Here is a 23,552-nt window from a genome sequence, read left to right as displayed (position 1 = left end):
GCCTGGGCCCGGCAAAACTCCCCGGGTTCAATCCCAAGGAGACATCCGCATGCACAGCATCCGCCGCCATCTGGTGTGGCTGGTCGTGGCCGTGGTCGGCGCGTTCGCGCTCGCCACCGTGGCCCTGACCCGCGGCGAAAGCGTCAACGCCCTCTGGGTGGTGGCCGCCGCGATCTGCACCTACCTGATCGCCTACCGCTACTACAGCCTCTTCATCGCCGACAAGGTGCTAGGCCTGGACGGCAACCGCAAGACGCCGGCGCACCGCCACAACGACGGCCTGGACTACGTGCCGACCGACAAGAACGTGCTGTTCGGCCACCACTTCGCGGCCATCGCGGGTGCGGGCCCGCTGGTGGGGCCGGTGCTGGCGGCGCAGATGGGCTACCTGCCCGGCCTGCTGTGGGTGCTGGCCGGCGTGGTGTTCGCCGGCGCGGTGCAGGACTTCATCGTGCTGTTCATCTCAACGCGGCGCGACGGCCGCTCGCTGGGCGACCTCGTCAAGCAGGAGATGGGCCCCGTGCCCGGCATGATCGCGCTGTTCGGCACCTTCATGATCATGATCATCATCCTCGCGGTGCTGGCGCTGATCGTGGTGAAGGCGCTGGCCGAATCGCCGTGGGGCACCTTCACGGTGGCCGCGACGATTCCGGTGGCGCTCTTCATGGGCGTGTACCTGCGCTACATCCGCCCGGGGCGCATTGGCGAGGTGTCGGTGATCGGCTTCGTGCTGCTGATGCTGGCCATCTTCGGCGGCCAGGCCGTGAGCCAGAACCCGGAATGGGCGCCGCTCTTCACCTTCGACGGCAAGGCGCTCACCTGGATGCTGGTCGGCTACGGCTTCGTCGCCGCCAGCCTGCCGGTGTGGCTGCTGCTCGCGCCGCGCGACTACCTCTCGACCTTCCTGAAGATCGGCACCATCATCGCGCTGGCCATCGGCATCGTGTTCGTGATGCCCACGCTGCAGATGCCTGCCGTCACGCAGTTCGCGCAGGGCAACGGCCCGGTGTGGTCGGGCAGCCTGTTCCCGTTCCTGTTCATCACCATCGCCTGCGGCGCCGTCTCGGGCTTCCACGCGCTCATCTCCTCGGGCACCACGCCCAAGATGCTCGACAACGAACGCCATGCGCGCTTCATCGGCTACGGCGGCATGCTGGCCGAGTCCTTCGTCGCGGTGATGGCGCTGGTGGCGGCCTCGTGCATCGAGCCCGGCATCTACTTCGCGATGAACAGCCCCGGCGCGCTGGTCGGCACCACCGCGCAGCAGGTGGCGGCCACGGTGTCGGGCTGGGGCTTCGTCATCACGCCCGAGATGCTGCTGCAGACCGCCAGGGACGTGGGCGAGACCACCATCCTCGGTCGCACCGGCGGCGCGCCGACGCTGGCCGTGGGCATGGCCCACATCCTTCACCAGGCGATCGGCGGGCAGGCCATGATGGCCTTCTGGTACCACTTCGCGATCCTGTTCGAGGCGCTCTTCATCCTCACGGCCGTGGACGCCGGCACCCGCGCCGGCCGCTTCATGCTGCAGGACCTGCTGGGCAGCTTCGTGCCCGCGCTCAAGCGCACCGACTCGCTGCCGGCCAACCTCGTCGCCACCGCGCTGTGCGTGGCGGCCTGGGGCTACTTCCTGTACCAGGGCGTGGTCGATCCGCTGGGCGGCATCAACACGCTGTGGCCGCTGTTCGGCATCTCCAACCAGATGCTCGCCGCCGTCGCGCTGATGCTGGGCGTGGTGGTGCTCTTCCGCATGAAGCGCGAGCGCTATGCGTGGGTGGCCATCGCGCCGGCCGCGTGGCTGCTGGCGTGCACGCTCACCGCGGGCTGGCAGAAGATCTTCTCGGCCGACCCGAAGATCGGATTCCTCTCGCACGCGGCCAAGTACACCGAAGGCATCGCCAACGGCGTGCTGGTGGCGCCGGCCAAGACGCCGGAGGCCATGTCGCGCATCGTCTTCAACGACCGCCTCGACGCCGCGCTGTGCGCGCTCTTCATCTTCGTGGTGCTGAGCGTGCTGGTCTACAGCATCAAGGCCTGCATCGCTGCGCGCGCGGCCAACCGGCCGACCGCGCAGGAAACCCCGTTCGAGCCGATGGGTACCGCCGCGACGGCGGCCCACTGAAGCCATGGGCCTCGCATTGCCGGAAGCCGGGCGCTACTTCGCGCGCTCGCTCAAGCAGTCGCTGCGGCTCATGGTCGGGCTGCCCGACTACGACGCCTACCTCACGCACATGGCGGCCACCCATCCCGACCAGCCGCCGATGAGCTACGAGGCCTTCTTCCGCGAGCGGCTGGAGGCGCGCTACGGGGCGGGCAAGGGGCGCTGCTGCTGAACCTGGCGCGGGATTGCGTTACAGCTCTTTCCGATCGAAGCCCTGTTCCGCGGGATGGACGGGCCCATTCCCCGGGCCTAGAGTCCCCCTCCATGTCCGCAGCCCCGTGGCTGGAATGGAGGGTGATATGTCGCAGGATCCCTTTGCAGAGTTCAAGAGCCGGCAGCGCGAGATGTGGTCGACCTTCGCGCCGACCGCCATGTTCACGACGCCGGTGGCCGGGCATCTCGTCAGGTTCGCGCAGGTTGCGCAAGGCGAGACCGTGCTGGACGTGGGCACCGGCACCGGCGTGGTGGCCGTCACGGCGGCGCGCCGCGGCGCACGCGTCACGGGGCTCGACCTGACGCCCGAACTGATCGAGGCCGCGCGCGAGAACGCCGGTATTTCCGGGCACGGCGACATCGCCTGGACCGAAGGCGACGCCGAGAACCTGCCGTATGCCGACGCCTCCTTCGACGTCGTGCTCAGCCAGTTCGGCCACATGTTCGCGCCGCGCCCCGAAGTGGCCGTGGCCGAGATGCGCCGCGTGCTGAAGCCCGGCGGGCGCATCGCCTTCGCCACCTGGCCGCCCGAGCACTTCGTGGGGCGCATGTTCGCCTTCATCGGGCGCAACTCGCCGCCGCCACCGGCCGGCGCGTCGCCGCCACCTCAATGGGGCAACCCGGCCATCGTCACGGAGCGCCTGGGCCAGCACTTCGACGCGCCGTTCTTCGGCCGCGGCACCATGCACTTTCCGGCCCTGAGCCTGGGGCACTTCCGCCTGTTCCTGGAGCGTTCGGTCGGCCCGATGCGCAAGCTGGTCGAAGGCCTTGCCGAAGACCCGCGGAAGCTGGCGGCGCTGCGGGCCGAGTTCGATGCGCTCGCCGAGCCTTACTACGTCGACAACGTGGTGCACCAGAGCTACCTGCTGACGCGGGCCCGCGCGCGCTGAGCGCCGCAGCGGCGGCCGGAGAGCCGGCCCGGAACGCGGTTGCACTTATTTAGAATTCGCGGGTCGCGCGACGCGATCCCTCGTCCGAAGCCCCGGCCACCGCGCCGGTGCGGGCCGGCGAGGGCACCCAACCCAGATTCGTTCAAGGCAGGGCACACACGGTTTCTCCGTCGAAGCGATGGAGGCGCCGGCGTGGCGCTTCGCGATTTCAAAAACAAATCGCCTTGAGGGAATTCCTGCCATGTCCGTCCGTTCTCGCGCGCCGCGCCTTCAGCTTCGCCTGCGCAATCCGTCCCTGATCGTCGCCGCCCTGGCCGCTGCCCACTGCGCGGCCCAGGCCCAGGGCACCGACGCCACGCTCAAGGAGGTGACCGTCACTTCCGAACAGGATGTCGGCTACGCGCCTTCCGTCGGCAGCACGGCCACCAAGGGCAGCGCGCCGCTGCGCGACATTCCGCAGGCCGTCAACGTGCTGCCGGCGCAACTGCTGCGCGATCAGGGCGCGACCTCGATGCAGGACGCGCTGCGCAACGCGCCCGGCGTGTCGTTCAACGCGGGCGACGGCCAGCGCGACCAGGTGGTGATCCGCGGCTTCACCGCCATTGCCGACTGGTTCGTCGACGGCGTGCGCGACGACGCGCTGTACTTCCGCGACCTGTCGGACACCGAGCGCATCGAAGTGCTCAAGGGGCCGGCGGCCGTGCTGTACGGCCGCGGCTCGTCGGGCGGCCTCGTCAACCGCGTGACCAAGAAGCCGATCTTCGAGCGCCCCTTCGGCGAGGTGTCGCTCGGCCTGGGCTCGCACGACTTCAAGCGCGCCACCGCAGACCTCAACACGCCCATCGGCGAGAACATGGCCTTCCGCCTCAACGTGGCGCGAGAGAAGTCGGGCAGCTACCGCGACCAGCAGTTCATCGACCGCTACAACATCGCGCCTTCGCTGGCCATCAAGTTCAGCCCGCAGACAGACCTGCTGCTGCAGTACACCAACGCCCACGACCAGCGCCTCACCGACTTCGGCATCCCGGCGCTCAACGGCCGCCCCGTGAACGTGCCCATCGGCACCTACTACGGCTCGGCGTTCGCGAAGCGCGACGACACCACCACGACCAAGGTGCAGTCGTTCACCGCCACGCTCAACCACCGCTTCAGCGATGCGCTGACCCTGCGCAACACCACGCGCTACTACAGCTACAAGCTGGACCGCTTCAACACCCTGCCCAGCGGCACCACCGACCCGGTACGCCTCACGGTCGGCCGCACGCGCGGCTTCGTCGACCGCGACGAGAGCGGCTGGTTCAACCAGACCGACCTGACCTGGCGCAACGAGCTCGGCGGCTTCAGGCAGGAATGGCTGGTCGGCGCCGAGTTCGGCCAGCAGGACAAGCGCCTGTACTCGGTGAGTTCGGCCACCGGCTACGAGCGCGTGAGCATCCTGAACCCGGTGGCCGTGCCGGCGCCGCTGCCGCTTTCGAGCTACACGGCCGCCAGCGCGATTCCGAGCAACTCCACGTTCAAGACGGCCGCGCTCTATGCGCAGAACCAGATCACGCTGGCACCGCAGTGGAAGGCGCTGGTGGGTGGCCGCTACGACGTGTTCGGGCAGGACACCTCCTTCGAGCGCACGCTCGCGCCGCTGTCGCGCACCGACCGCAAGTTCAGCCCGCGCGCGGGCCTGGTCTGGCAGCCGAGCGAAACCCAGTCGTACTACGTGTCGTACAGCCGCTCGTTCCAGCCTTCGGCCGAGACCTTCGCGCTGTCGGCCAGCAACACCGCCAACGACCCCGAGATCACGGTGAACAAGGAGATCGGCGCCAAGCTCGACTTCCTCGACGGCGCGCTCAATGTCACGGCGGCGCTGTTCAACCTGGAGCGCTCGGGCATCAAGAACACCGACCCGGCCAACCCCGCGCGGCAGATCAACGTCGGCACGCAGCGCACCAACGGCATGGAGCTGGCGCTGGCCGGCAAGCTGCCGGGCCGCTGGGACGTCAGCGCGGGCTACGCGTATCTCGACGGGCGCATGACCAGGTCGCTGGCCACGGTGAGCTCGCTGCAGTTGCCGATCGGCCCGGCGATGCCGGTGCAGGGCAAGATCGCGCCGCTCACGCCACGGCACTCGGCCTTCGTGTGGCTCATGAAGGACCTGGGCAACGGCCTGAGCGCCGGCGGCGGCGTCAACTACGTGGCCTCGCGCTACGCGTCGCTGAGCAACCTCGTCACGCTGCCCTCGTACGTCACGGCCGACCTGGCCGCGAGCTATAAGACCGGGCGCTACGAGATCTCGGCGAACCTGAAGAACATCACCAACCGCAAGTACTACGTGTCGGCGCACGGCAGCGTGGACAACCTGATCATGCCGGGCCCGGGGCGCGAACTGCAGGTGATGCTGACCGCGAAGTTCTGATCCCGGATGCGGTTGCGGGCTCAGTCTGCGGCTGAGCCCGCCTGCGCGAATTCCTGCTTTTCCGTTCGGCGCCGCGGCACGACGATGCCTCCACGACAACAACGTCCGTGGAGCCTATCGATGCCAACCGAACAACTCGACCTCGGCCGGATGACCGGCCTCTCGCTGCGCCTGCGTGTGGTGCTCTCGGGCGTGCTGATGCTGGCGGCCGCGATCAGCGCGGCGCGTCCTTCGGGCGCGGACATCGACCTGCAGGCCGAGCAGCGCTTCCAGCTTGCGCTGGAGGCCCAGGCCGCTCGCGACTACCGCGCCATGCTCCAGCACCTGCGCGATGCCGCCACGCACGGCCACGCCGAGGCGCAGGAGATGCTCGGGATGGTGCTGATGACCGGCCCCGCGCTCTACGGCACCGCCGTGAAGGCCGACCGCTGCGAGGCCGGCGAATGGATGCGCCGCGCGGCGGTGCAGGGCAGCGAGACGGCGAAGGTGCAGCTGACCTTCCTGAACCGCCTGCGCAGTTCGCCCGACGGGCGCCGCGCCTGCGGCTGAAGGGCCGGGCGCCCGATCATGGGCGAAGGCGCCGTCCGACGCAGGCCTGCCGGGGAGGTCGCTAGGCTGGGGCTCTTCCATCGGAGGCACGAGCAAGATGAAGCGACACCCGAAACACCCATTGGCCGGCCCGGCTCTTCTCATCGCGGCAGGCGTGGCGGCGATGCTCCTGGTTACCGGGTGCGCGGTGTCGCCGCCCACCATCCCGACGGCGAAGCAGATCGACCTGCAGCGCTTCATGGGCGACTGGTACGTGATCGGCAATATCCCGACGCGGCCGGAACGCGATGCCTTCAACGCGGTGGAGTCGTACACGCTGCAGCCCGACGGCCGCATCGACACGCGCTTCCGCTACCGCGAAGGCGGCTTCGACGGCCCGCTCAAGACCATGAACCCGGTGGGCCGCGTGGTGCCCGGCACCGGCAACGCGGTGTGGGGCATGCAGTTCGTGTGGCCGGTGAAGGCGGAGTACGTGATCGTCGACGTCGACAAGGACTACGGCCTGACGATCGTCGGCCGCAGCAAGCGCGACTACGCGTGGATCATGGCGCGCACGCCGAGCATTCCCGAGCCAGCCTACGAGGCGGCGGTCGCGCGCCTCAAAGGGCTGGGGTATTCGGTCGAGAGCCTGCGCCGCGTGCCGCAGCGCTGGCCCGAGGAACAGGCCGGCGCCGCGAAGCAGTAGCCATTCAGGCGCCGCTGGCAGAGGCCATCGCCTCGAAGCCGCTCGCCAGGTCCGCCGCCAGGTCCCGCGGTGACTCCAGCCCGACGTGCAGCCGCACCACCGCGCCGCGCCCGCTCCAGTCGGTCACGCTGCGCGCGGCACGCATGTTGGTCCAGGCGACGAGGCTCTCGTAGCCGCCCCATGAGGAGCCGCGGCCGAAGAGCCTGAGCGCATCGACGAAACGCTCGACCGCCGCGTTCCCGACGCCCGGCTGCAGCTCGATCGACAGCAGCCCGTTCGTACCGCTGCAATCGCGCTTCCAGATCTCGTGCCCAGGATGCTGCGGTAGCGCGGGGCAGAACACGGTCGCCACTTCGGGCCGCTCCTGCAGCCAGTGCGCCACTTCCAGCGCATGCCGCTCGTGCATCTGCAGCCGCGCCGAGAGGGTGCGCATGCCGCGCAGCACCAGCCATGCATCGTCGGGGCTCACGGTCATGCCGAAGGCGTCGCAGCGTTCGTTGAGCGGGCGCCATGCGGCCTCGGTGGTGGCGACGGTGCCCATCATCACGTCAGAGTGGCCCGAGAGGTACTTGGTTGCGGCCATCGTCGAGATGTCTGCGCCCAGCGCGAGCGGGCGGTACTGGACGCCGGAGCCCCAGGTGTTGTCGGCCGCGAGCAGCGCACCGCGTGCATGCGCCAGCTCGGCCAGCTTCGGCAGGTCGCACATCTCATAGACCAGCGAACCAGGGCATTCGGCGTACACCAGCCGCGTGTTCGGCTCGAACAGTTCCTCGATGCCGCTGCCGTCCGCCGCGAAGAAGGTGCTGCGGATGCCGTAGGGCTCCAGGAAGGAATGCACGAGGTTGCGCGTGGGCTCGTACACGCTGTCGGACATCAGCACGTGGTCGCCCGGCTTCAGGTACGACAGCAGCACCATGCCGATGGCCGCGAGGCCGGTCGGGAAAAGCCGCGTGCGCCAGGCGCCTTCGAGCTCGCTCACCGCGTCTTCCAGCGCGAAGGTGGTGGGCGTGCCGCGCGCGCCGTAGCTGAAGATGCGCTCCTTGTCGCGCCGAGCGCGAGCGTCGCGCATGGCGCCCACGCTGTCGAAGAGCACGGTGCTGGCGCGCACCAGCGGCGTGTTGACGGGCACGCCTCCGGCATGGGACGGGGACTTGCCGGTGCGGGTGAGGCGGGTGTCCAGCGTCAGGCCGGAGGAAGCGTGGTGCGAGTCGGGCATCGTGTTCTGCTGGAAAGGCGAATCTGGGCCGCTATGTTGCTTCAATCAGTCGGCGCGCGCACCCGAAAGCTTGACGATGCGCGACCAGCGCTCGATGTCCTGCTTCAGCTGCGCAGCAAAAGCATCGGGCGTGCTGGCCACCACTTCGCTGCCGCCGTCGGTGACGAGCTTGGTCACCTCGGGCAGGCGCAGGGTGCGCACGATGGCTTCGTTGAGGAAGGCCACGCGCTCCGGCGGCGTGCCGGCGGGGGCGAAGAAGCCATACCAGTCCTCGAAGCGCGCGCCGGCATAGCCCAGCTCTTCCAGCGTGGGCACCTTGGCGAACACGCCGATGCGGCGCGGGCTGGTCACGGCCAGCACGCGCAGCTTGCCGCCTTGCACCATGCCCGCCACCGACGCGGTGGAGGTCACCATCACGTCCACCTGTCCGCCGATCAGGTCGGTGAGGGCGGGGCCGGCGCCCTTGTAGGGCACGTGCGTCATCTCCACGCCGTTGTCCTTGGCGAGCACCACGCCCACCAGGTGCGAGAGCGTGCCGTTGCCCGGCGTCGCGTAGGTCACCTTGCCGGGGTTGGCCTTGGCCTTGGCGGCGAGGTCGGCGAAGCTCTTGAGTGGCGAGTTGGCCTCCACCACCAGCGCGAGCGGCGCGGCGTTGATCTGCGTGATGGGCACGAAGTTCTTGATCGGGTCGAAGCCCGGCGAGGCATACAGCGAGGGGTTCACGGCCATGATCGACACCTGCGACGTGAGCACGGTGTAGCCGTCGGGCTTGGCGTCGGCCACTGCCTTGGCGCCGATGTTGCCGCCCGCGCCGCCGCGGTTGTCGACCAGGGCGGCCTGTCCCATGATCTCCGGCAGTTTGGTGGTGACCAGGCGCGCCGTCGCGTCGTTGCCGCCGCCCGGCGGGAAGGGCGAGATGAACTTCACCGGCTGCGACGGGAAGCCGTTGCGCGGCGCCATCGGCTCGGCGGTGGCTGGCTGGAGTGCGAGCGCCGCGAGCCAGGCGGCTGCGGCGGCAAGTCTGGCGATATGGGCGATGTGCGGGATGCGGCTGGCGAACGACATGACGGAACTCCTGGAATAGGAACTGACAAGGACGAACAGAAAGCGGGACCGATGAGGGCTCAGGCGTGCGATGCGGTGCCCGGCAGCCGGAAGGCCGCGCGCTCCTGCGCGTCGAGCTGCGCGACGAGGCCGGTCTCCCAGGCGAGGTAGCGGCGCGCGGCCTCCTTGTTGCCGTCGTGGCGGTCGTGCACGAAGAACAGGTAGTCAATGCAGTCCGCGTCGGCGGGCAGCGCGGGCGTGGCCTTCACGGGCAGGCCTGCGGCGCTCCAGGCGGCCATGCCGCCGGACAGCAGCAGCGGGGCGGGCGAGACGCCGGCGAGTTCGCAGGAGGCTGCCCATGCGGCGAGCGCCGCGTCGTCGGCAACCAGCACGAGCTGGCGGGGCTCGCCTTTGAGGTCGGCGGCGAGGCGCGGGCGGATCGACCAGCGCGCCTGCGCGATGTGGCCGGCGCGAAACTGCATGCTGCCGCGCAGGTCGATCACGGCCACGTCGTTGCGCTCGATGCGCGCTGCGAGCGTCTTCGCGTCGATGGTGTCGAGCGCGGGTGCGGCAGGCGCCTCAGCCGGCGTGAGAGCCAGCCCGCTCGCCAGCCCGCCTTCGAGCACGCTCGCGTCGTGCCCCATCTGCCGCAGCCAGCTCGCGATGGTGGGCGCGCGAACGCCGTCGCTGTCGAACAGCACCAGCCGCGCGCCGCGCACGCCGAAATACTGGTCGCCGGCCTGCATCAGCTGGCCGCCAGGCGTGTGCTGCGCGCCGGGCAGGGTGCCGGCGGCGAATTCCTCCGGCGTGCGCACGTCGCAGAGGAAGAGGCTGCGGCTGGCGTCGTCGGCCCATTGGCGCACCGTCTGCGCGTTCACGCTGGGAACGTCGAAGCGCGCTGCGAGCGCCTTGGCGGCGGGGCGCAGGTCGGTGTTGCCGCTGTCGTCGGCATAGCGCTGCGTGCCGCCGTGCTCCAGCTTGTGGTCGTTGAGGTACCAGCCCTGCGTGCCGTTCTCCAGTGCATACACCGGGTTGGGCAGCCCGAGGTTGATGAGCGTCTGCGCGCCGATGATGCTGCGCGTGCGGCCCGCGCAGTTGATGACGATGGGCGTGGTGGTGTCGGGCACCAGCCGGCGCACGCGGTAGGCGAGCTCGCCGTTGGGGCAGCAGGTGGCGCCGGGGATGTTCATCTTGCGGAACTCGCCGGTGGGGCGGCCGTCGAGCACCACCACCTTGTCCTTGCGCGCCAGCATGTCGGCCAGCTGGTCGGCGCTGACGCGCGGCGTGTGATAGACCTCCTCGGCCAGCTCGCCGAAGGTCTTCGAGGGCAGGTTCACGCCCGCGAAGAGCACGTAGCCCGCGGCCTTCCATGCGCGGGCGCCGCCCTGCAGCACGTGTACGTCGGTGTAGCCCAGCGCGGCGAGCCGCACCGCGGCGCGCTCGGCGACCTCGCCGCCGTCGCCCTCGTCGTAGACCACCGTGCGCACGCCGCGTCGCGGCACGAGGCGCGGCGCGTCGATCTCCAGCCGGCTGAAGGGCAGGGGAATGCCGTAGAACAGGTGGGCTTCGCCGTACTGGCCGTGCTCGCGCACGTCGAGCAGCGCGATCTCGCCGCCGTCGTGCAGCCAGGATTTGAGGGTCTTCGGGTCGATGGTGTGGGTCATGGAGGCGGGGCGTCGGGACGAATGAGGTCCTGCGAGGCCGCTGCGCGCGGCCCGCATGAACAACGAGAAAAGGTGAAAGAAGAAGCGGCTAGCGGCGCGTCTGCACGCCGATGCCCATGGTCTGGTACGTGCCCGCTTCCAGGTCGTAGGCGGTGCGGCTGTTCAGCGTTTCGAGTGCGCGGCCGTACATGTGCAGGTGGCGGATCACCTGCTCGCCCTGGATCTCCACCGAGTGGATGTCCTCGGGCATCAGCGCGATGCCCTTGCCGGGCGCGACGACGACCAGCTCCGTCTGCTCGAGCTTGCCCACGCCCGGCACGCTGCCGTCGTCGGTGCGCTCGTAGACGCGGTTGTGCTCGGTGCCTTCCACCGCCGCGATGCAGGCCCAGGTGGTGTGGTTGTGCGGCACGATCTTCTTGCCCGGGCGCATCACGTTCAGGTAGAGCGCGTAGCTCTGGTCGGCGTCTTCGGCGATCAGGTAGCGGGCCTGGTGCTCGCCGGCCTCGGGCGGCGGAAAGTCGGCGGCGCCCCAGTACGCGGTGCGCGCGGCCAGGCCCTGCAGCGCGTCGAGCACCACGGCGAGCTTCTCGCGGGTGGGCTCGCCGCCGCCGATGGCCTTCTTCATGGTGGCGATGGACGCCTCGACGGCCTGGCTGCGTTGCTCGGACGGGGTGCTGCTCATTCGGTCTTTCTCCAGTGGGGTTACCTGTTCGATGTGCGTCCACTGTAGTGACGGGGGCGTGACGCAACAATCCAGCTGGCGCAGGAAACACTTCAATAAAATTAATACATGCCCACGCTCGATCTCGAACTGCTGCGCTCCTTCGCGGCCGTCGTCAGCCATCACAGCTTCGCGGCGGCGGCGGTGCACCTGGGGCGCACGCAGTCGGCGATCACGCAGCAGATGCAGCGGCTGGAGGAGCAGATCGGCCACCCGCTCTTCGCCAAGCAGGGGCGGCAGAAGCGGCTGACGGAGCACGGCGAGAGACTGCTGACCTACGCGCACCACATGCTGGCGCTGAACGACGAGGCGCTGCGCAGCCTGCGGCAGGGTCAGCTCGAAGGCAACCTGCGCATCGGCGCGCCGCACGACGTGGCCGAGACCATGCTGCCGCTGCTGCTGGCCGAGGTGGCGCGCACATCGCCGCTGCTGCAACTCGACATCCACATCGGCCGCAGCCCCTACCTGATGACTTCGCTCAAGAGCGGCGAGGTCGACATGATCATCTCCAACCGCGCCGACGCGCAGTCGCAGTTCGAAGGCGTGGTGCTGCGCAACTCGCCCACCGTGTGGCTGTGCGCCGCAAGCTACGTGCACGACCCCGCCAAGCCGGTGCCGCTCATCATGGCCGACGGGCCCAGCATCTTCCGCCGCATCGGCCACGAGGCGCTCGACACCGCGGGCGTGGCCTGGACGCCGCGCTACACATCGTCGAGCCTGATCGGCATCAAGGCCGCGCTGCGCGCCGGGCTGGGCGTGACTGCGCGCGGCGTGGAGCAGCTCGACGCCGGCTTGCGCGTTCTCGGCGCCGGCGACGGCATGCCGAGGCTGCCCGACCTGGCCTACTACCTCTATGTGCGCAGCCACGTGGTGAACCCGGTCACGCGGCAGGTGTTCGAGACGCTGAAGAAACAGCTGCGGCTGCCGCGCACGGACATGCCGGCGTAGTTCGGTCAACCCTCGGTGGCCACGCCCGTCATCGCATAGCTGCCGCGCCCGCCCTGCTTGGCCCGGTACATGGCCTTGTCGGCCGCGGCGAGCAGGTCGCGCGGCGCCTCGCTCCCGTTGCCCAGCGCGATGCCGACCGACACGCCGATCGCCATGCCGGCCTGCTCCTGCGGCAGCGGCTCGGTGATCGCGTCGATGCACCGCTGCGCCAGCGCCAGCGCGCCCTGTTCGGCGGGCTCCTTGAGGCCGGTGGCGAGCAGCACGAATTCGTCGCCGCCGATGCGGGCCACCGTGTCCGTCTGCCGCACCAGTTCCTGCAGCCGGCGCGCGATTTCCTGCAAGACCCTGTCGCCGGCCTCGTGGCCGAAGGTGTCGTTGAGGCTCTTGAATCCGTCGAGGTCGAGATACAGCACCGCCACCATGTGCCCCTGCCGCCCGGCGTGGGCCAGCGCCTGCTGCAGCCGGTCGTCCAGCAGCTTGCGGTTGGGCAGGCCGGTCAGCGTGTCGTGGTGGGCTAGGCGCTCCAGCGCCTCCTGGTTGTCGAGCAGCTTGGCCAGCAGCCGGTTGAAGGCCTGCGTGAGGTGGCCGATCTCGTCGTCGCGCACCACCTTCAGCGGCGCGAGCGGGAGTTCGCCGCGGGTCATGCGGTCGGCCTGGTCGGCGGCGCGGAACAGCGGTCGCAGCAGCCAGGCCATGACCAGGCCCAGCACGATGAGCACCGCCGACACCGCGGGCCCGCGCTGCGCCAGGATGAAGGACTGCATCCGCCCCACCGGCGCCAGCGCCTCCGCGACGGGCAGCCGCGCCACCACGAACCAGCCGCTCGTCGGCACCGAGGCGATGGCGGAGATTTCGTCGATGCCCTTGGCGTTGCGCGTCGTCCCGCTGCCGCGAAAGCCCGCCATGGCTCGATCGTGCAGCAGGTTCACGCCATCCGGCGGCGTGGGCTTGAGGGACATCGATACGTCCGTGGAAGCGACGAAGAGCCGGTCGCGCGGCGAGATCACGAGAATGCCGCCGGACTGGCCCACCCGCCCATCCTGCAGATGGTCGAGCAGGCCGTCGGCCGTGAGGTCGGCGGTGCCCAGCAGCACCGCGACAACCTGGCCGGCGCCGTTGCGCATGGGCACGGCCATGGGCAGCGCCGAGTGCCCCGAGAGCGTGGCGTGAGGACGGCCCACCGCGCGCTGCCCGGCGAGCGCGGCGGTGAATTCCGGACTGTCCGTGACCAGCTGTCCGGCATCGTCGAGCCGCTTGCCGCCGGTGTCGGCGACTGTCAGTCCGAGGGGGACGAGGGCGCTCAGCGTGCTGCGTTCGGCGAGCCATGCCCGCAGCTGCCCGGGCTGCGCCAGGAGTTCGGGCGGCACGGCGCCCGCCAGCCGCTCCAGAAACGACAGCCGCTCGCCCAGGTAGTTGTCGACGTCGCGGGCCACGTAGGTGGCCAGCGCCGTCTGCTGCGTCGCCACCGACCTGGTGAGGTCCTCGCGCAGGAAGCGGGTGAGCTGGATGTAGCTGGCGGCGGTGCCCACGACCGCCATCACCAGACCCATGACGAGCAGACGGAAAACCAGGCTGTTTGCGGATTTTCGGAGATTCACTCTGGCGTCGGGTCTGGAGGCGGGTAGGTGCGGGACTGTATCCGAAGCGCTGCCCAGGCCCTTCTTTGGGCCTCCTTCCGCCTTTGTCCGTCGGCCGGATTCAGCTCGCCATGCCGAAGAAATGCTGCCGGTAGCGCGGCGCCACGTCGTCCACCCGCAGCATCAGCGGCAAGTCGGCTGTGTTGAAGGCGACGTCGAGCGCGGGTGGTCCGAGCAGGCGCGCGCCGCAGCGCAGGTAGCCCTTGATGAGCGGCGGAGCGGCCGGCGGCGGCGTGTCGCTGTCGGCATCGCTGTCGGGCTCGGCGTCCAGCGGCAGCGCGATGCGCGGCTCCACGCGCCAGCGCTCTTCCACCAGGTGGGTACGGCACAGCCGGTGCCACAGCCGCGCGGCGCTCGCGCCCTGGTCGTCCAGGCCGATGCTGGCGCAGCCGATCATGGTGTCGAGCGCGTGGTCGACCATGTACTGCCCCAGCGCGGCCCACAGCGCCATGATGACGCTGCCCGAGCGCCAGTCGGCGTCCACGCAGGAGCGGCCCAGCTCCAGCGCGTTGCCGCGCAGCGGGGCGAGCGGGGAGAGGTCGAACTCGGTGTCGGTGTAGAAGCCGCCGGCCCTGCGTGCCGCGCCCGGCGTGAGCACGCGGTAGGTGCCGATGAGCGGGCCGGGCCCGTTCACCGGGTCGACCGAGCGCACCAGCAGGTGGTCGCAGTAGCTGTCGAAGCGGTCGGCGTCGAGGCCGGGCGGGGTGCCTTCAGGCGGCGTGAGGTGCGCGCCCATCTCCAGTGCGAACACCCGGAAGCGCAGGCGCTGGGCGTCGCGCACATCGTCCTCGCAGTCGGCCCAGCGGGTTTCCAGCGCGGGCATGGCGGCGGGCGAAGTGAACGAACGGTCGGGCCGGGCTTGCGAAGAGGCGATGTCCATGTGCGTTTGGCCACTCAGTTGGAGGGTGGATAGCGGCCGACCAGGCGGTTCTGCCGCCGGTTGAGCCGTGCGAGCGCGAGCAGGCCGATGGGCCGCACGCCGGCCTTGCGCTGCGCCGCGCCAATGGCGAACAGCAGCCGCTGCTTGGCGAAGACCATGCGCAAGCCCTGGATCACGCCGATGTCCGGGTCCCAGGCCTCGATGGCCTCGGAGCCCGCGCCGTTGACTTCCATGATCGTGAAGCCGCGCCCGGCGGCGAGTTCGCGCAGGCTCTCGTAGCGCACGTCGAAGCGGCCGAAGCGGAAGTCGGGCATGTCGCGCGCGACGGCGTCGACGGCGCGCACCAGTTCGGCGGTGATGAGCGCCGCGGCGTCGCGGTAGAGCCCCCCGACGCGGGTGGAGCCGATGGTGGCAAGCCGCACCTGCTGCCCGGCTGCCGGCACGCTGCCGAACGGTACGCTGCATTCGTGGCGCGGCGAGCGCGCGATGCGGCGCGCCCGCACGTCGGCTGCGACAAGCTGGGCCACCGTGCTGCGGCCGTCGCCCGTCACGCGAGGAAAGTAGCGCAGCGCCAGCCCGACGATGCGGCCTTCGCCGGTGACCGGATCGCGCGCGTAGAAGATGCCGGCCTCGCCATCCTGCGGCAGGTAGCGCTGCAGCACCACCGTCTCGCCATGAGGAAAGACCGCCAGGTACGCCAGCAGGGCAGCCATGTCCGGCAGCAGGCGCACGCCGTAGCCGCACAGGCCGAGGTCGGGCTTGGCGACCAGCGGGAAGCAAAGGCCCTCCGCGGCGATGGTTTGCCGCAGCGAATCCTCCGTCGCCGTGCCGTCGTTGAACACCGCGCAGTAGTCGGCCGTGACCGAGCGCGCCAGCGGCCCCATGCCCCGGAAGTATTCGAGCTTGCCTTCGCCCGCCATGCCGCCCGAAGTGATGTGCGGATTCGCCGCGCAGGGCACGGTGGCGCCGCCATGGCGCAGCGAGAGCCACAGCCACTGCGCCACCAGCGGCACGCAGATGAGCCACTTGGGCATGCGCTCCAGCACGCTGCATTCGCGCACCACGGCCAGCCGCGAGGCTTCGGCGCCGCCAAGCTCCAGTTCCGCGGCCATCACCCGGCCTCCGGCCTGCGCGTGGCGACGAGGCCCACGGCGGCGATGCGGTCGATGTGCGCGTACACCGGCCGTTCCAGCTCCTCCCCGAACACGTCGGGGTCGATCTCGGCGTACGACCACTCGAAGGCGGGCGCCGCCAGCAGCGGCTGTATCTCGGCGAGGAAGGGGTCTTCGCCGTCGACCATCGCCACGCCGGTGTAGAGCAGCAGCTGCCCGCCCGGTGCCAGCCGCTTCAGCGACTCGGCCGCGATGCGCGCGCTCAGCGCCCGCCCGAGCCGCGCGCCGCCGTGGCGGTAGGCGCGCTGGGCGGCGTCGTCGAGGTAGGGCGGGTTCGACACGATGAGGTCGAAGTCGCCCTCGACGGCCGAGAGTGCATCGCCCTGCGCGAGCGCGACCTCGACGCCGGCCACTTCCGCGTTGACGGCCGTGTACTGCAGCGCGAGCGGGTTGATGTCGTTCATCACGATCGTCGCGGGCGTGCCTCTGGCCGCCAGCGCGCGCGCCACCGCGATGCCGCCCGCGCCGCTGCCGCAGCCCACGTCGAGCACGCGCAGCGGCTTGCGTTGCGCCTGATGCCGGTCCAGCGCATGCCGGATGAAGCGCGCGAAGCGGCTGGTGTCGGGGCCGAAGAACACGGCGTTCTCCTCGACCGTGGGGTAGGCCGAGTGAAGGAACAGGTCGTCCCCCAGGCTGGCGATACGCACCGTGCTGCGCAGCAGCGATCCAGTACGCCGCACGATGCCGGCATGCTCCATGGCGGCCAGCAGTTCCGGCGGCACCGCGCGGGGCTCGAACGACAGGTTCCAGCCGAAGATGTCGCGCAGCGTGATGCCCGGCTCGCGCCCGCGCCGGGCGAGCACGCGCTGGTGGGTGAGCGGCGTGACGGTGGTGAAGCGATAGCCCGTACCAGCCACCTGCCGCAGCACATCGGCCGCGTTCATCATGCGGCCAGCTCCTCGGCCACTCGCAGTTCGGCGCTGTAGCGCTCGAAGCAGCGCTCCCCGCAGGCCAGCCGCATCAGCGCGCCTTCGGCGATGAACTGCCCGCAGGACGGATCGGCCTCGACCAGCGGCCGGATCACCTCGCGCAGCCATGCGCGCGAGTGCGACACGTCGAGCGCCGCGTGCAGGTCGAAATAGGCGCGCGCGCGGCCGCTCAGCCCCAGGCGGCGCATGCCGGCGGCCACCAGCTTCACGCGCCCCGGGGCCGTGAGCTCGATGACGCCGAGCGCGCCGATCGAGTGGTAGGCGTAGCGCCGCGTGGTCGCCAGCGCGACCATGGTGTTGGCGAGCGCCAGCGACTCCCAAAGGGTGGTGTCGATGGCCGGATGCAGGTCGAGTTCGCGCACCATCTGCTCCAGCATCTGGCCGTGCATGGCGCTTTGCTTGCCGTGCCCCATCTCGTCCCAGAAATTGCGCGCGCACTCCAGCTTGGGCTGCGGCGGCAGCTTGACCTGCGTGCAGGCCAGCAGGTCCTCGAAGCCCGCTTCGCCCGCGGCCTCCTGCGTGAGGAACCATCGCATCTGCGCCAGCGTGGCTTCGCCGGCCAGCCAGTCGAAGAGCGGATGGTGCTGGCCCGGCCCGTTCTGCTCCAGCGACTCGAACCAGGCGACGAAGTGGGCCGCGTTGCCGGTGGAAGCCGATGCCGCCGCCTGCACGGTGGCGCGCAGGGCTTCGAGATGCTCGCCTTCCAGCAGGCGGCAGGCGTGCTCGTCGGCGAGTTCGTCCTTCCACCACGGCGAAGGAATGCCGGGCCTCAGCCGCACGGCGTTGAACCGCGCCAGGCGGCGGTGAAGCTGCGTGCTGGTGTCTGCGCTGGCGTCCGGGGTGTCGTCAGTGGACATGGCCGATCCTCGTCATCCGCTGGGCAAAGGGGCAGAGTGCGCCTTTGCGCGGCGGCTGTCCGTCAGACGGCGCCTACAGATTCGGCCCTGGTGGCCGGTGCGCGCAGAGAAACCGCTTCAGGTCGACCAGATGCGCGGCGTGGCCGCAGGCAACTGCCACAGCTCGCCACGCCAGGCCTGCCAGACCTGCCGCAGCAGCTGCATCGCAGGCTCGACCACGGGCGCCAGCACGCGCAGCACCACCACCTCGGCATGCGGGCTGGTGGCCCCGGCGCTCTCGGCCAGGGGGCTCCCCTCGAGCAGCGTGCGCGCATGCGCGAGCAGGGCATCGCGCCGGGCGCGCGCCACCGGCGAGCCCGCCACGAAGAAGAGCGACGCCATGCAGCGGTGGCCGCCCAGGCCGATGGGGCTCTGCAGCAGCCGGTGGTCGGCCGCGTCGATGCGACCGCGCTCCAGCCAGATGCCGGGCACCTCGATGTGCTGCAGGAAAGAGCCCCGCTCGAAGGGCTGGCCGGCGTTGGGCAGGCCCAGCGCGGTCACGTCCCAGCCGATCAGTTCGGCGCCGGGCTCGACCTCGATGCCGAGCCGGTTCTCGGCCTGGCAGCCGCTGTAGCAGATGGCTTCGAGCGGCAGCCATTCGAGCCGCGCGCCTGCCGCAAGGCGGATGCGGGTGCGCTGCAGCGCCAGCTCGCCCTCGCTGCGGTAGAAGCGCGAGGCGCCGGGCGTGGTGATGAGCCCGTGGCTGCCGTCGGCGCCCTCGATGTCGATGTCGAGCGTGTCGCCGCCCACCAGCCCGCCGGGCGGATGCACCAGCACGTTGTGGCAGACGGCATCGCCCTCGGGATAAAGGCTCTGCAGGATGCGCAGCGGGCCGTCATGGCGGAAGCGGGCGACGGTGCGGGCGGATTCCTGCTGGTAGGAGAGATGGAGACGGGCGTGCCAGGGCATTGAGAGAGTCTAGAGCGTGCCAGCCGAGCGGATTTTTCGTGGAACACCGCGGAACCGGCTTTGCCGGGCCGCAGGTGTTGCCCCCGGAAGGGGGTTGGCGAAGCGACACGAAGTGCGCGCAGCCTGGGGGCGAGTCCTATTTCCAGGCGCCGTCGTGGGCGGCGCTGGCTTCATCGATGAGAGCGGGGCCTATGCACTCGATGGGATGCGGCGAGGCGCGGAACACATCGCGGCACGACAGCTCCGCATCGCGCTGGTCCTGCCGCTCGCCGCGGAACACGCGCAGCCGCTCGGCGTCGATGCCGAAGACCACGCGGCCGATGTTCGACCAGAAGATCGCGCCCGCGCACATCACGCAGGGCTCGCCCGAGGCGTAGAGCGTGGCGCCGGCCAGTTCCTCGCGAGAGAGCCCGCGCCCGGCCAGCGCGCGCAGTGCGTTTACCTCGGCGTGGGCGGTGCAGTCGCCGGTCTCGGTGTTGCTGTTGCCGGCCTCGGAGAGCACTTCGCCGGCGGCCGAGACGATCACGCAGCCGAAGGGCCGGTTGCCCCTGCGCCGCGCCGCGTGCGACCACACGATGGCCTTGCGCAGGTAGCGGCCGTCGCGTTCGTCGAGGGCGGTCTCTGGCGGATAGAAGGTGCCGATGCTGTTGCTGTCGATGGAATCGTTCATGCCTTGGAGGATTTCGGAAGAGTGCGTTCGCTGCGCGATGGGAGCATCGAAGTGTTGAAGATGGCGTCGGACGCGGGCTTGACCTTCAGGCCGAAGACTTCGGCCACCTCGTCGACCTGCTGCTCCAGCGTGAGCTTCCTGATGTCGCCGAGGCCATGGCCTTGCGTGTCGGCCGCGCCGACGTACTGCGCGGTAATGCCCCAGCGCTCGAGTTCGATTTTCTCATCGAGGATGGGCTCGCGCTGCCGCATCGCGGCGATGCTGGGCGCCGGGTTGGCGAAGGTCTCGACGATGGCGCGATTGCTCGCGCGCAGGAAGGCGGCCACCACCTTCGGGTTCTGCGCGATGAGGTTGCTGCCCGCGAGGATGGCGTTGCCATACAGGTTCACGCCCGCGTCCGCGTACTTGAGCACCGACAGCTCCTCGGGCTTTATGCGCGCGAAGAGCGAGACGGCCGAGTCGTGGAAGTAGGTGGCGGCATCGACGTCGCCGCGCACCATCACGTTGTCGCGCGCGCTGAAGTCCGTGGTCTGCCACTGGAAGGCGTCGGCGCGCATGCCCTGTTTGCGCGCCACCAGCGGCCATGCGCGGCGCGTCGATTCGACGGCGGCGGCCGCGACCTTCTTGCCCGCGAGGCTCCTGAAGTCGCCGGTCACGCCGCGGTCCTTGCGGCCGATGATCGCGAACGGTGCGCGGTTGTAGTACTGGTAGACGGCCTGCACCATCGGCGTGCCGGGGTTCTGCGCGTTGAACTCGACCAGCGAGCTGATGTCGCCCAGCCCCAGCTGGTAGACGCCGCTGGCGATGCGCGTGATGGAGGCGACCGAGCCGGCGCCGGTGTCGATGCTCACGTCCAGCCCTTCGTCCTTGTAGTAGCCCTTGGCCAGCGCGAGGAAGAAGGGCGCGGTCTGCCCGTTGATGCGGAAGTCGAGCGTGAACTTGAGCGGGGTGAGCTTGCCGTTCTGCGCAAGCACGGCGGGGGCGGCGATGGCTGCGATGGTTGCGGTAGTGGCCGCGAGGAAGGGTCGACGTTGCATGTGGGGCCTCGGAAGCTTCGTGTCTTGAATCCGGTCGCCCTTTCCCGGTGAAGGAAGAAAGGCGGCGGGCGTTTCAAGAGCAATTTCCGGGCGGGCGCACAGTCGTGGTGCGTGCGCTGCTGAACGCTTCTACTCTTGCGGGCGGTGATGCACGAGGCATGCCAAGGGCTTTTGCTCGGGATTGGGCCTGGGGCTTGGAGGCGTGGCCGGTCGCGCGCACAATCCGGGCGCGCAACTTGCAGGGCAGCTTGCGCAGAGTAGAAGCGTTCAGCCGCCGGCATCGCCGGGTCCAGGCAGGAAATTGCTCTTTCAGTTCGTCCCCACACGACCACAGAAGGAGTCCGCGCATGCTCGTCACCCGTCAACCCGTCTTCCGCAAGTTCTGGCATGCCGTCATGCCGCTGACCGAACTGGCCAACGGCCCGAAGCCCTTCAGGCTGCTGGGCGAAGACATCGTCCTCTTCATCGACTCGGACGGCCAGCCCGCCGCCTTGCGCGACCGCTGCTGCCACCGCACCGCGAGGCTCTCCAAGGGCTGGTGCGTGGACGGCGAAGGCCAGGCCTGCGGCACCGGCGCGATCCAGTGCGGCTACCACGGCTGGACTTACGACCGCAGCGGCCAGGTCATCCGCATTCCGCAGTACGAGGCCGACCGCAGGATCTCGCCCGAGTACCGCACCACCGCCTACCGCTGCACCGCGCGCTACGGCTACGCATGGGTGGCACTGGAGGAGCCCATCGCCGACATCCCCTCGATTCCGGAGTTCGACGACCCGGGCTACCGCACCATCTTCCAGTTCTACGAGGAGTGGCAGACCAGCCCGATGCGCGCGCTGGAGAACTCCTTCGACAATTCGCACTTCAGCTTCGTGCACCGCGCCACCTTCGGCGTGGCCGCGAGCCCGAAGCCGAGCAAGTACGAACTGGTGGAGAACGACTCGGGCTTCTACGCCGAGACGATCATCGACGCGACCAACCCGGTGAAGTTCCACGCGATCAGCGGCGTGACCGACCCCATCACCACGCGCCACATGCGCAACGCGTACTTCCTGCCGTTCTCGCGCCGGCTCGACATCGAGTACCCCAGCGGCGTGCGTCACATCATCATCAACTGTTTCACGCCCATCGACGACGGCCGCATGCAGCTGTGCCAGTGGCTGTTCCGCAACGACACGGAGGCCGATTGCACCGCGCAGATGCTGATCGACTTCGACGAGGTGATCACGCGCGAGGACAAGGACATCCTCGAATCGACCGATCCCGACGCGCTGGTCGACACGCGCCGGCGCGGCGTGGAGTATTCGATGGAGTCGGACCGGCCCGGGATGCTGATCCGCAAGCACCTGATGCAGCTGCTTGCGAAGCACGGGGAGGCGGAGGTCTATCGCGGGATGGACGAGAACGCCGTGATTCCCATTGCGAAGGCTGCTTGAATTCGGGATCCGAACGCAGAAGAAAGACAAAAGTTATGCAGAAGTCGCAGAAGGGATCAAAAGAATTATTGCTTTTCCTTCTGCGATTTCTGCGTGGTTTTCGCGACTTCTGCGTTCTGGCCCCGCCTCCTCAGGCAGTGACTGAAGCAGGGCGCGGTTGCTGGACGCGCGACGGGCCCGATTCGTAGCGGTCCATCGCCAGGCCGTCGGTGCGGATCTCGGGGCGCTGGCCCATCACCATGTCGGAGATGAGCTTGCCCGAGCCGCAGGCCATGGTCCAGCCCAGGGTGCCGTGGCCGGTGTTGAGGAACAGGTTCGCGTAGCGCGTGCCGCCGACGATGGGCGTGCTGTCGGGCGTCATCGGGCGCAGGCCGGTCCAGAAGGTGGCGTTCGGCACGTCGCCGCCGGGGAACAGGTCGGTAACGACCTTTTCGAGCGTGGCGCGGCGGGCAGGGTTCAGGCGCAGGTCGAAGCCGCCGAGTTCGGCCATGCCGCCCACGCGGATGCGGTTGTCGAAGCGCGTGACGGCCACCTTGTAGGTCTCGTCGAGCACGGTCGACTGTGGCGCGAGCGATTCGTCGACGAGCGGCACCGTGAGCGAGTAGCCCTTGACCGGGTACACCGGAATGTCCAGGCCCAGCGAGGCGATGGCGGCGCGCGAGTAGCTGCCGAAGGCCATCACGTAGCGGTCGGCCGTGAGGATCTTGCCGGCGGTGGTGCGCACGCCGGTGATGCGGCCGCCGTCGGTCTCGAGCGCGGCGATGGTCTGGCCGAAGCGGAAGTCCACGCCCAGGCCGCGTGCGATCTCGGCAAGGCCGCGGGTGAAGAGGTGGCAGTCGCCGGTTTCGTCGTTGGGCAGCCGCAGGCCGCCGGTGAGCCGGTCGCGCGCACCGGCCAGCGCGGGCTCGACACGGGCGAGCGCGTCGCGGTCGAGCAGTTCATAGGGAACGCCACATTCCTCGAGCACCGCGATGTCGCGCTGCACCGCGTCGAGCTGGGCCTGCGTGCGGAAGAGTTGCAGCGTGCCGCCGGTGCGCTGCTCGTACTGCAGGCCGGTGTCGGCGCGCAGCTGCTGCAGGCAGCCGCGGCTGTATTCGGCCACGCGCATCATGCGCTCCTTGTTCACCGCGTAGGCCTCGGGCGAGCAGTTGCGCAGCATGGCGGCCATCCAGCGCAGCTGAAACAGCGTGCCGTCGGGGCGGATCGACAGCGGCGCGTGCTTCTTGAACATCCACTTGATCGCCTTCAGCGGAATGCCCGGCGCGGCCCACGGCGTGGAGTAGCCGGGAGACACCTGGCCGGCGTTGCCGAAGCTGGTTTCCTCGGCGGGGCCGGCCTGCCGGTCGAGCAGGGTGACTTCGGCGCCCGAGCGGGCGAGGTAGTAGGCCGTGGTGGTGCCGATCACGCCGCCGCCGAGAACGATGACTTTCATGGTGTATTCGCCGATTCAGATGGAATGAATGGAATCTAAAGTCCTCAAGGCAGTGGATT

At 69.6% G+C, this 23,552-nt stretch carries 21 protein-coding genes; 8 read left to right on the top strand and 13 right to left on the bottom strand.

Features of this window, described 5'->3' with window-relative positions; all coding sequences use genetic code 11:
• Positions 1-49 precede the first annotated feature (49 nt).
• The 6 genes from ABL843_RS23340 (at position 50) to ABL843_RS23315 (ending at position 6,905) form a co-directional block, all read left to right on the top strand.
• Positions 50-2,122 carry a carbon starvation CstA family protein gene (locus ABL843_RS23340; RefSeq protein ID WP_418117500.1) on the top strand — a complete coding sequence of 691 codons (2,073 nt, stop codon included), beginning with the start codon at positions 50-52 and terminating at the stop codon, positions 2,120-2,122.
• Positions 2,123-2,126: 4 nt separating this feature from the next.
• Entirely contained in the window at positions 2,127-2,333 is a 207-nt protein-coding gene (locus ABL843_RS23335) for a YbdD/YjiX family protein (protein WP_124462312.1), read from the top strand.
• A 127-nt stretch (positions 2,334-2,460) separates the two neighbouring features.
• Positions 2,461-3,264 (top strand): class I SAM-dependent methyltransferase, encoded by an 804-nt coding sequence (locus ABL843_RS23330; RefSeq protein WP_184641156.1) that lies wholly within the window; start codon positions 2,461-2,463, stop codon positions 3,262-3,264.
• A gap of 241 nt (positions 3,265-3,505) precedes the next feature.
• Entirely contained in the window at positions 3,506-5,671 is a 2,166-nt protein-coding gene (locus ABL843_RS23325; RefSeq protein WP_418117499.1) for a TonB-dependent receptor, read from the top strand.
• A gap of 120 nt (positions 5,672-5,791) precedes the next feature.
• The gene (locus tag ABL843_RS23320) at positions 5,792-6,220 is read left to right on the top strand and encodes a sel1 repeat family protein (RefSeq protein ID WP_418117498.1); all 429 of its coding nucleotides are present in this window, start codon (positions 5,792-5,794) and stop codon (positions 6,218-6,220) included.
• Between the two features lie 163 nt (positions 6,221-6,383).
• A complete protein-coding gene (locus ABL843_RS23315) occupies positions 6,384-6,905 on the top strand; it encodes a lipocalin family protein (RefSeq protein ID WP_418117497.1) in 522 nt (173 codons plus the stop codon).
• Positions 6,906-6,909: 4 nt separating this feature from the next.
• Here ABL843_RS23315 and metC read toward each other — a convergent pair whose 3' ends face one another.
• The 4 genes from metC to ABL843_RS23295 all read right to left on the bottom strand — a co-directional run bounded on the left by metC (position 6,910) and on the right by ABL843_RS23295 (position 11,511).
• A complete protein-coding gene (metC, locus tag ABL843_RS23310; protein WP_418117496.1) occupies positions 6,910-8,121 on the bottom strand; it encodes a cystathionine beta-lyase in 1,212 nt (403 codons plus the stop codon).
• Positions 8,122-8,166: 45 nt separating this feature from the next.
• Positions 8,167-9,186 (bottom strand): Bug family tripartite tricarboxylate transporter substrate binding protein, encoded by a 1,020-nt coding sequence (locus ABL843_RS23305; RefSeq protein ID WP_418117495.1) that lies wholly within the window; start codon positions 9,184-9,186, stop codon positions 8,167-8,169.
• Between the two features lie 59 nt (positions 9,187-9,245).
• The gene (locus ABL843_RS23300; protein WP_418117494.1) at positions 9,246-10,829 is read right to left on the bottom strand and encodes a rhodanese-like domain-containing protein; all 1,584 of its coding nucleotides are present in this window, start codon (positions 10,827-10,829) and stop codon (positions 9,246-9,248) included.
• 88 nt (positions 10,830-10,917) lie between these two features.
• The gene (locus ABL843_RS23295; protein WP_418117493.1) at positions 10,918-11,511 is read right to left on the bottom strand and encodes a hypothetical protein; all 594 of its coding nucleotides are present in this window, start codon (positions 11,509-11,511) and stop codon (positions 10,918-10,920) included.
• A gap of 108 nt (positions 11,512-11,619) precedes the next feature.
• On the opposite strand from ABL843_RS23295, the gene ABL843_RS23290 reads away from it, so the two are divergent.
• On the top strand, positions 11,620-12,498 hold the full coding sequence (locus tag ABL843_RS23290) for a LysR substrate-binding domain-containing protein (RefSeq protein ID WP_126023425.1): 879 nt from the start codon (positions 11,620-11,622) through the stop codon (positions 12,496-12,498).
• A gap of 5 nt (positions 12,499-12,503) precedes the next feature.
• Here ABL843_RS23290 and ABL843_RS23285 read toward each other — a convergent pair whose 3' ends face one another.
• The 8 genes from ABL843_RS23285 to ABL843_RS23250 all read right to left on the bottom strand — a co-directional run bounded on the left by ABL843_RS23285 (position 12,504) and on the right by ABL843_RS23250 (position 20,628).
• Positions 12,504-14,048, bottom strand: coding sequence for a diguanylate cyclase domain-containing protein (locus tag ABL843_RS23285; protein ID WP_418117492.1), 1,545 nt, complete (start codon positions 14,046-14,048; stop codon positions 12,504-12,506).
• 148 nt (positions 14,049-14,196) lie between these two features.
• Positions 14,197-15,015, bottom strand: coding sequence for a GNAT family N-acetyltransferase (locus tag ABL843_RS23280; RefSeq protein ID WP_184641163.1), 819 nt, complete (start codon positions 15,013-15,015; stop codon positions 14,197-14,199).
• Positions 15,016-15,029: 14 nt separating this feature from the next.
• A complete protein-coding gene (locus ABL843_RS23275; RefSeq protein WP_418117490.1) occupies positions 15,030-16,127 on the bottom strand; it encodes a hypothetical protein in 1,098 nt (365 codons plus the stop codon).
• On the bottom strand, positions 16,127-17,074 hold the full coding sequence (locus ABL843_RS23270; protein WP_418117489.1) for a methyltransferase: 948 nt from the start codon (positions 17,072-17,074) through the stop codon (positions 16,127-16,129). Before ABL843_RS23270 ends, ABL843_RS23275 begins: the two co-directional genes overlap by 1 nt.
• Entirely contained in the window at positions 17,071-17,973 is a 903-nt protein-coding gene (locus tag ABL843_RS23265) for an iron-containing redox enzyme family protein (RefSeq protein WP_418117488.1), read from the bottom strand. Before ABL843_RS23265 ends, ABL843_RS23270 begins: the two co-directional genes overlap by 4 nt.
• Positions 17,974-18,090: 117 nt before the next feature.
• The gene (locus tag ABL843_RS23260; RefSeq protein WP_418117487.1) at positions 18,091-18,921 is read right to left on the bottom strand and encodes an urease accessory protein UreD; all 831 of its coding nucleotides are present in this window, start codon (positions 18,919-18,921) and stop codon (positions 18,091-18,093) included.
• Between the two features lie 136 nt (positions 18,922-19,057).
• The gene (locus ABL843_RS23255) at positions 19,058-19,591 is read right to left on the bottom strand and encodes a nucleoside deaminase (RefSeq protein WP_184641168.1); all 534 of its coding nucleotides are present in this window, start codon (positions 19,589-19,591) and stop codon (positions 19,058-19,060) included.
• Positions 19,588-20,628 carry an ABC transporter substrate-binding protein gene (locus ABL843_RS23250; protein WP_418117486.1) on the bottom strand — a complete coding sequence of 347 codons (1,041 nt, stop codon included), beginning with the start codon at positions 20,626-20,628 and terminating at the stop codon, positions 19,588-19,590. The genes ABL843_RS23255 and ABL843_RS23250 overlap by 4 nt, the downstream gene beginning before the upstream one ends.
• Positions 20,629-20,975: 347 nt before the next feature.
• Here ABL843_RS23250 and ABL843_RS23245 point away from each other — a divergent pair, with 347 nt between their 5' ends.
• Positions 20,976-22,061, top strand: a complete 1,086-nt coding sequence (locus ABL843_RS23245) for a Rieske 2Fe-2S domain-containing protein (protein WP_418117485.1) — start codon at positions 20,976-20,978, stop codon at positions 22,059-22,061.
• Between the two features lie 130 nt (positions 22,062-22,191).
• On the opposite strand, the gene ABL843_RS23240 is transcribed toward ABL843_RS23245, so the two are convergent.
• A complete protein-coding gene (locus ABL843_RS23240; RefSeq protein WP_418117484.1) occupies positions 22,192-23,493 on the bottom strand; it encodes a D-amino acid dehydrogenase in 1,302 nt (433 codons plus the stop codon).
• Between the last annotated feature and the right edge of the window lie 59 nt (positions 23,494-23,552).

This window comes from Variovorax sp. 350MFTsu5.1 (genome assembly GCF_048302515.1).
GTDB classification, from domain to species: Bacteria; Pseudomonadota; Gammaproteobacteria; order Burkholderiales; family Burkholderiaceae_C; genus Variovorax; species Variovorax guangxiensis.
The sequence above is the reverse complement of the archived record's forward strand: the minus strand, read 5'-3'. Positions and strand labels throughout refer to the sequence as shown.

Excerpts from the sequence above, each read along its gene's own strand:
- ABL843_RS23340 (WP_418117500.1), top strand. The coding sequence starts at position 50 with ATGCACAGCATCCGCCGCCATCTGGTGTGGCTGGTCGTGGCCGTGGTC.
- ABL843_RS23335 (WP_124462312.1), top strand. The coding sequence starts at position 2,127 with ATGGGCCTCGCATTGCCGGAAGCCGGGCGCTACTTCGCGCGCTCGCTC.
- ABL843_RS23330 (WP_184641156.1), top strand. The coding sequence starts at position 2,461 with ATGTCGCAGGATCCCTTTGCAGAGTTCAAGAGCCGGCAGCGCGAGATG.
- ABL843_RS23325 (WP_418117499.1), top strand. The coding sequence starts at position 3,506 with ATGTCCGTCCGTTCTCGCGCGCCGCGCCTTCAGCTTCGCCTGCGCAAT.
- ABL843_RS23320 (WP_418117498.1), top strand. The coding sequence starts at position 5,792 with ATGCCAACCGAACAACTCGACCTCGGCCGGATGACCGGCCTCTCGCTG.
- ABL843_RS23315 (WP_418117497.1), top strand. The coding sequence starts at position 6,384 with ATGCTCCTGGTTACCGGGTGCGCGGTGTCGCCGCCCACCATCCCGACG.
- metC (WP_418117496.1), bottom strand. The coding sequence starts at position 8,121 with ATGCCCGACTCGCACCACGCTTCCTCCGGCCTGACGCTGGACACCCGC.
- ABL843_RS23305 (WP_418117495.1), bottom strand. The coding sequence starts at position 9,186 with ATGTCGTTCGCCAGCCGCATCCCGCACATCGCCCATATCGCCAGACTT.
- ABL843_RS23300 (WP_418117494.1), bottom strand. The coding sequence starts at position 10,829 with ATGACCCACACCATCGACCCGAAGACCCTCAAATCCTGGCTGCACGAC.
- ABL843_RS23295 (WP_418117493.1), bottom strand. The coding sequence starts at position 11,511 with ATGAGCAGCACCCCGTCCGAGCAACGCAGCCAGGCCGTCGAGGCGTCC.
- ABL843_RS23290 (WP_126023425.1), top strand. The coding sequence starts at position 11,620 with ATGCCCACGCTCGATCTCGAACTGCTGCGCTCCTTCGCGGCCGTCGTC.
- ABL843_RS23285 (WP_418117492.1), bottom strand. The coding sequence starts at position 14,048 with ATGGGTCTGGTGATGGCGGTCGTGGGCACCGCCGCCAGCTACATCCAG.
- ABL843_RS23280 (WP_184641163.1), bottom strand. The coding sequence starts at position 15,015 with ATGGACATCGCCTCTTCGCAAGCCCGGCCCGACCGTTCGTTCACTTCG.
- ABL843_RS23275 (WP_418117490.1), bottom strand. The coding sequence starts at position 16,127 with ATGGCCGCGGAACTGGAGCTTGGCGGCGCCGAAGCCTCGCGGCTGGCC.
- ABL843_RS23270 (WP_418117489.1), bottom strand. The coding sequence starts at position 17,074 with ATGATGAACGCGGCCGATGTGCTGCGGCAGGTGGCTGGTACGGGCTAT.
- ABL843_RS23265 (WP_418117488.1), bottom strand. The coding sequence starts at position 17,973 with ATGTCCACTGACGACACCCCGGACGCCAGCGCAGACACCAGCACGCAG.
- ABL843_RS23260 (WP_418117487.1), bottom strand. The coding sequence starts at position 18,921 with ATGCCCTGGCACGCCCGTCTCCATCTCTCCTACCAGCAGGAATCCGCC.
- ABL843_RS23255 (WP_184641168.1), bottom strand. The coding sequence starts at position 19,591 with ATGAACGATTCCATCGACAGCAACAGCATCGGCACCTTCTATCCGCCA.
- ABL843_RS23250 (WP_418117486.1), bottom strand. The coding sequence starts at position 20,628 with ATGCAACGTCGACCCTTCCTCGCGGCCACTACCGCAACCATCGCAGCC.
- ABL843_RS23245 (WP_418117485.1), top strand. The coding sequence starts at position 20,976 with ATGCTCGTCACCCGTCAACCCGTCTTCCGCAAGTTCTGGCATGCCGTC.
- ABL843_RS23240 (WP_418117484.1), bottom strand. The coding sequence starts at position 23,493 with ATGAAAGTCATCGTTCTCGGCGGCGGCGTGATCGGCACCACCACGGCC.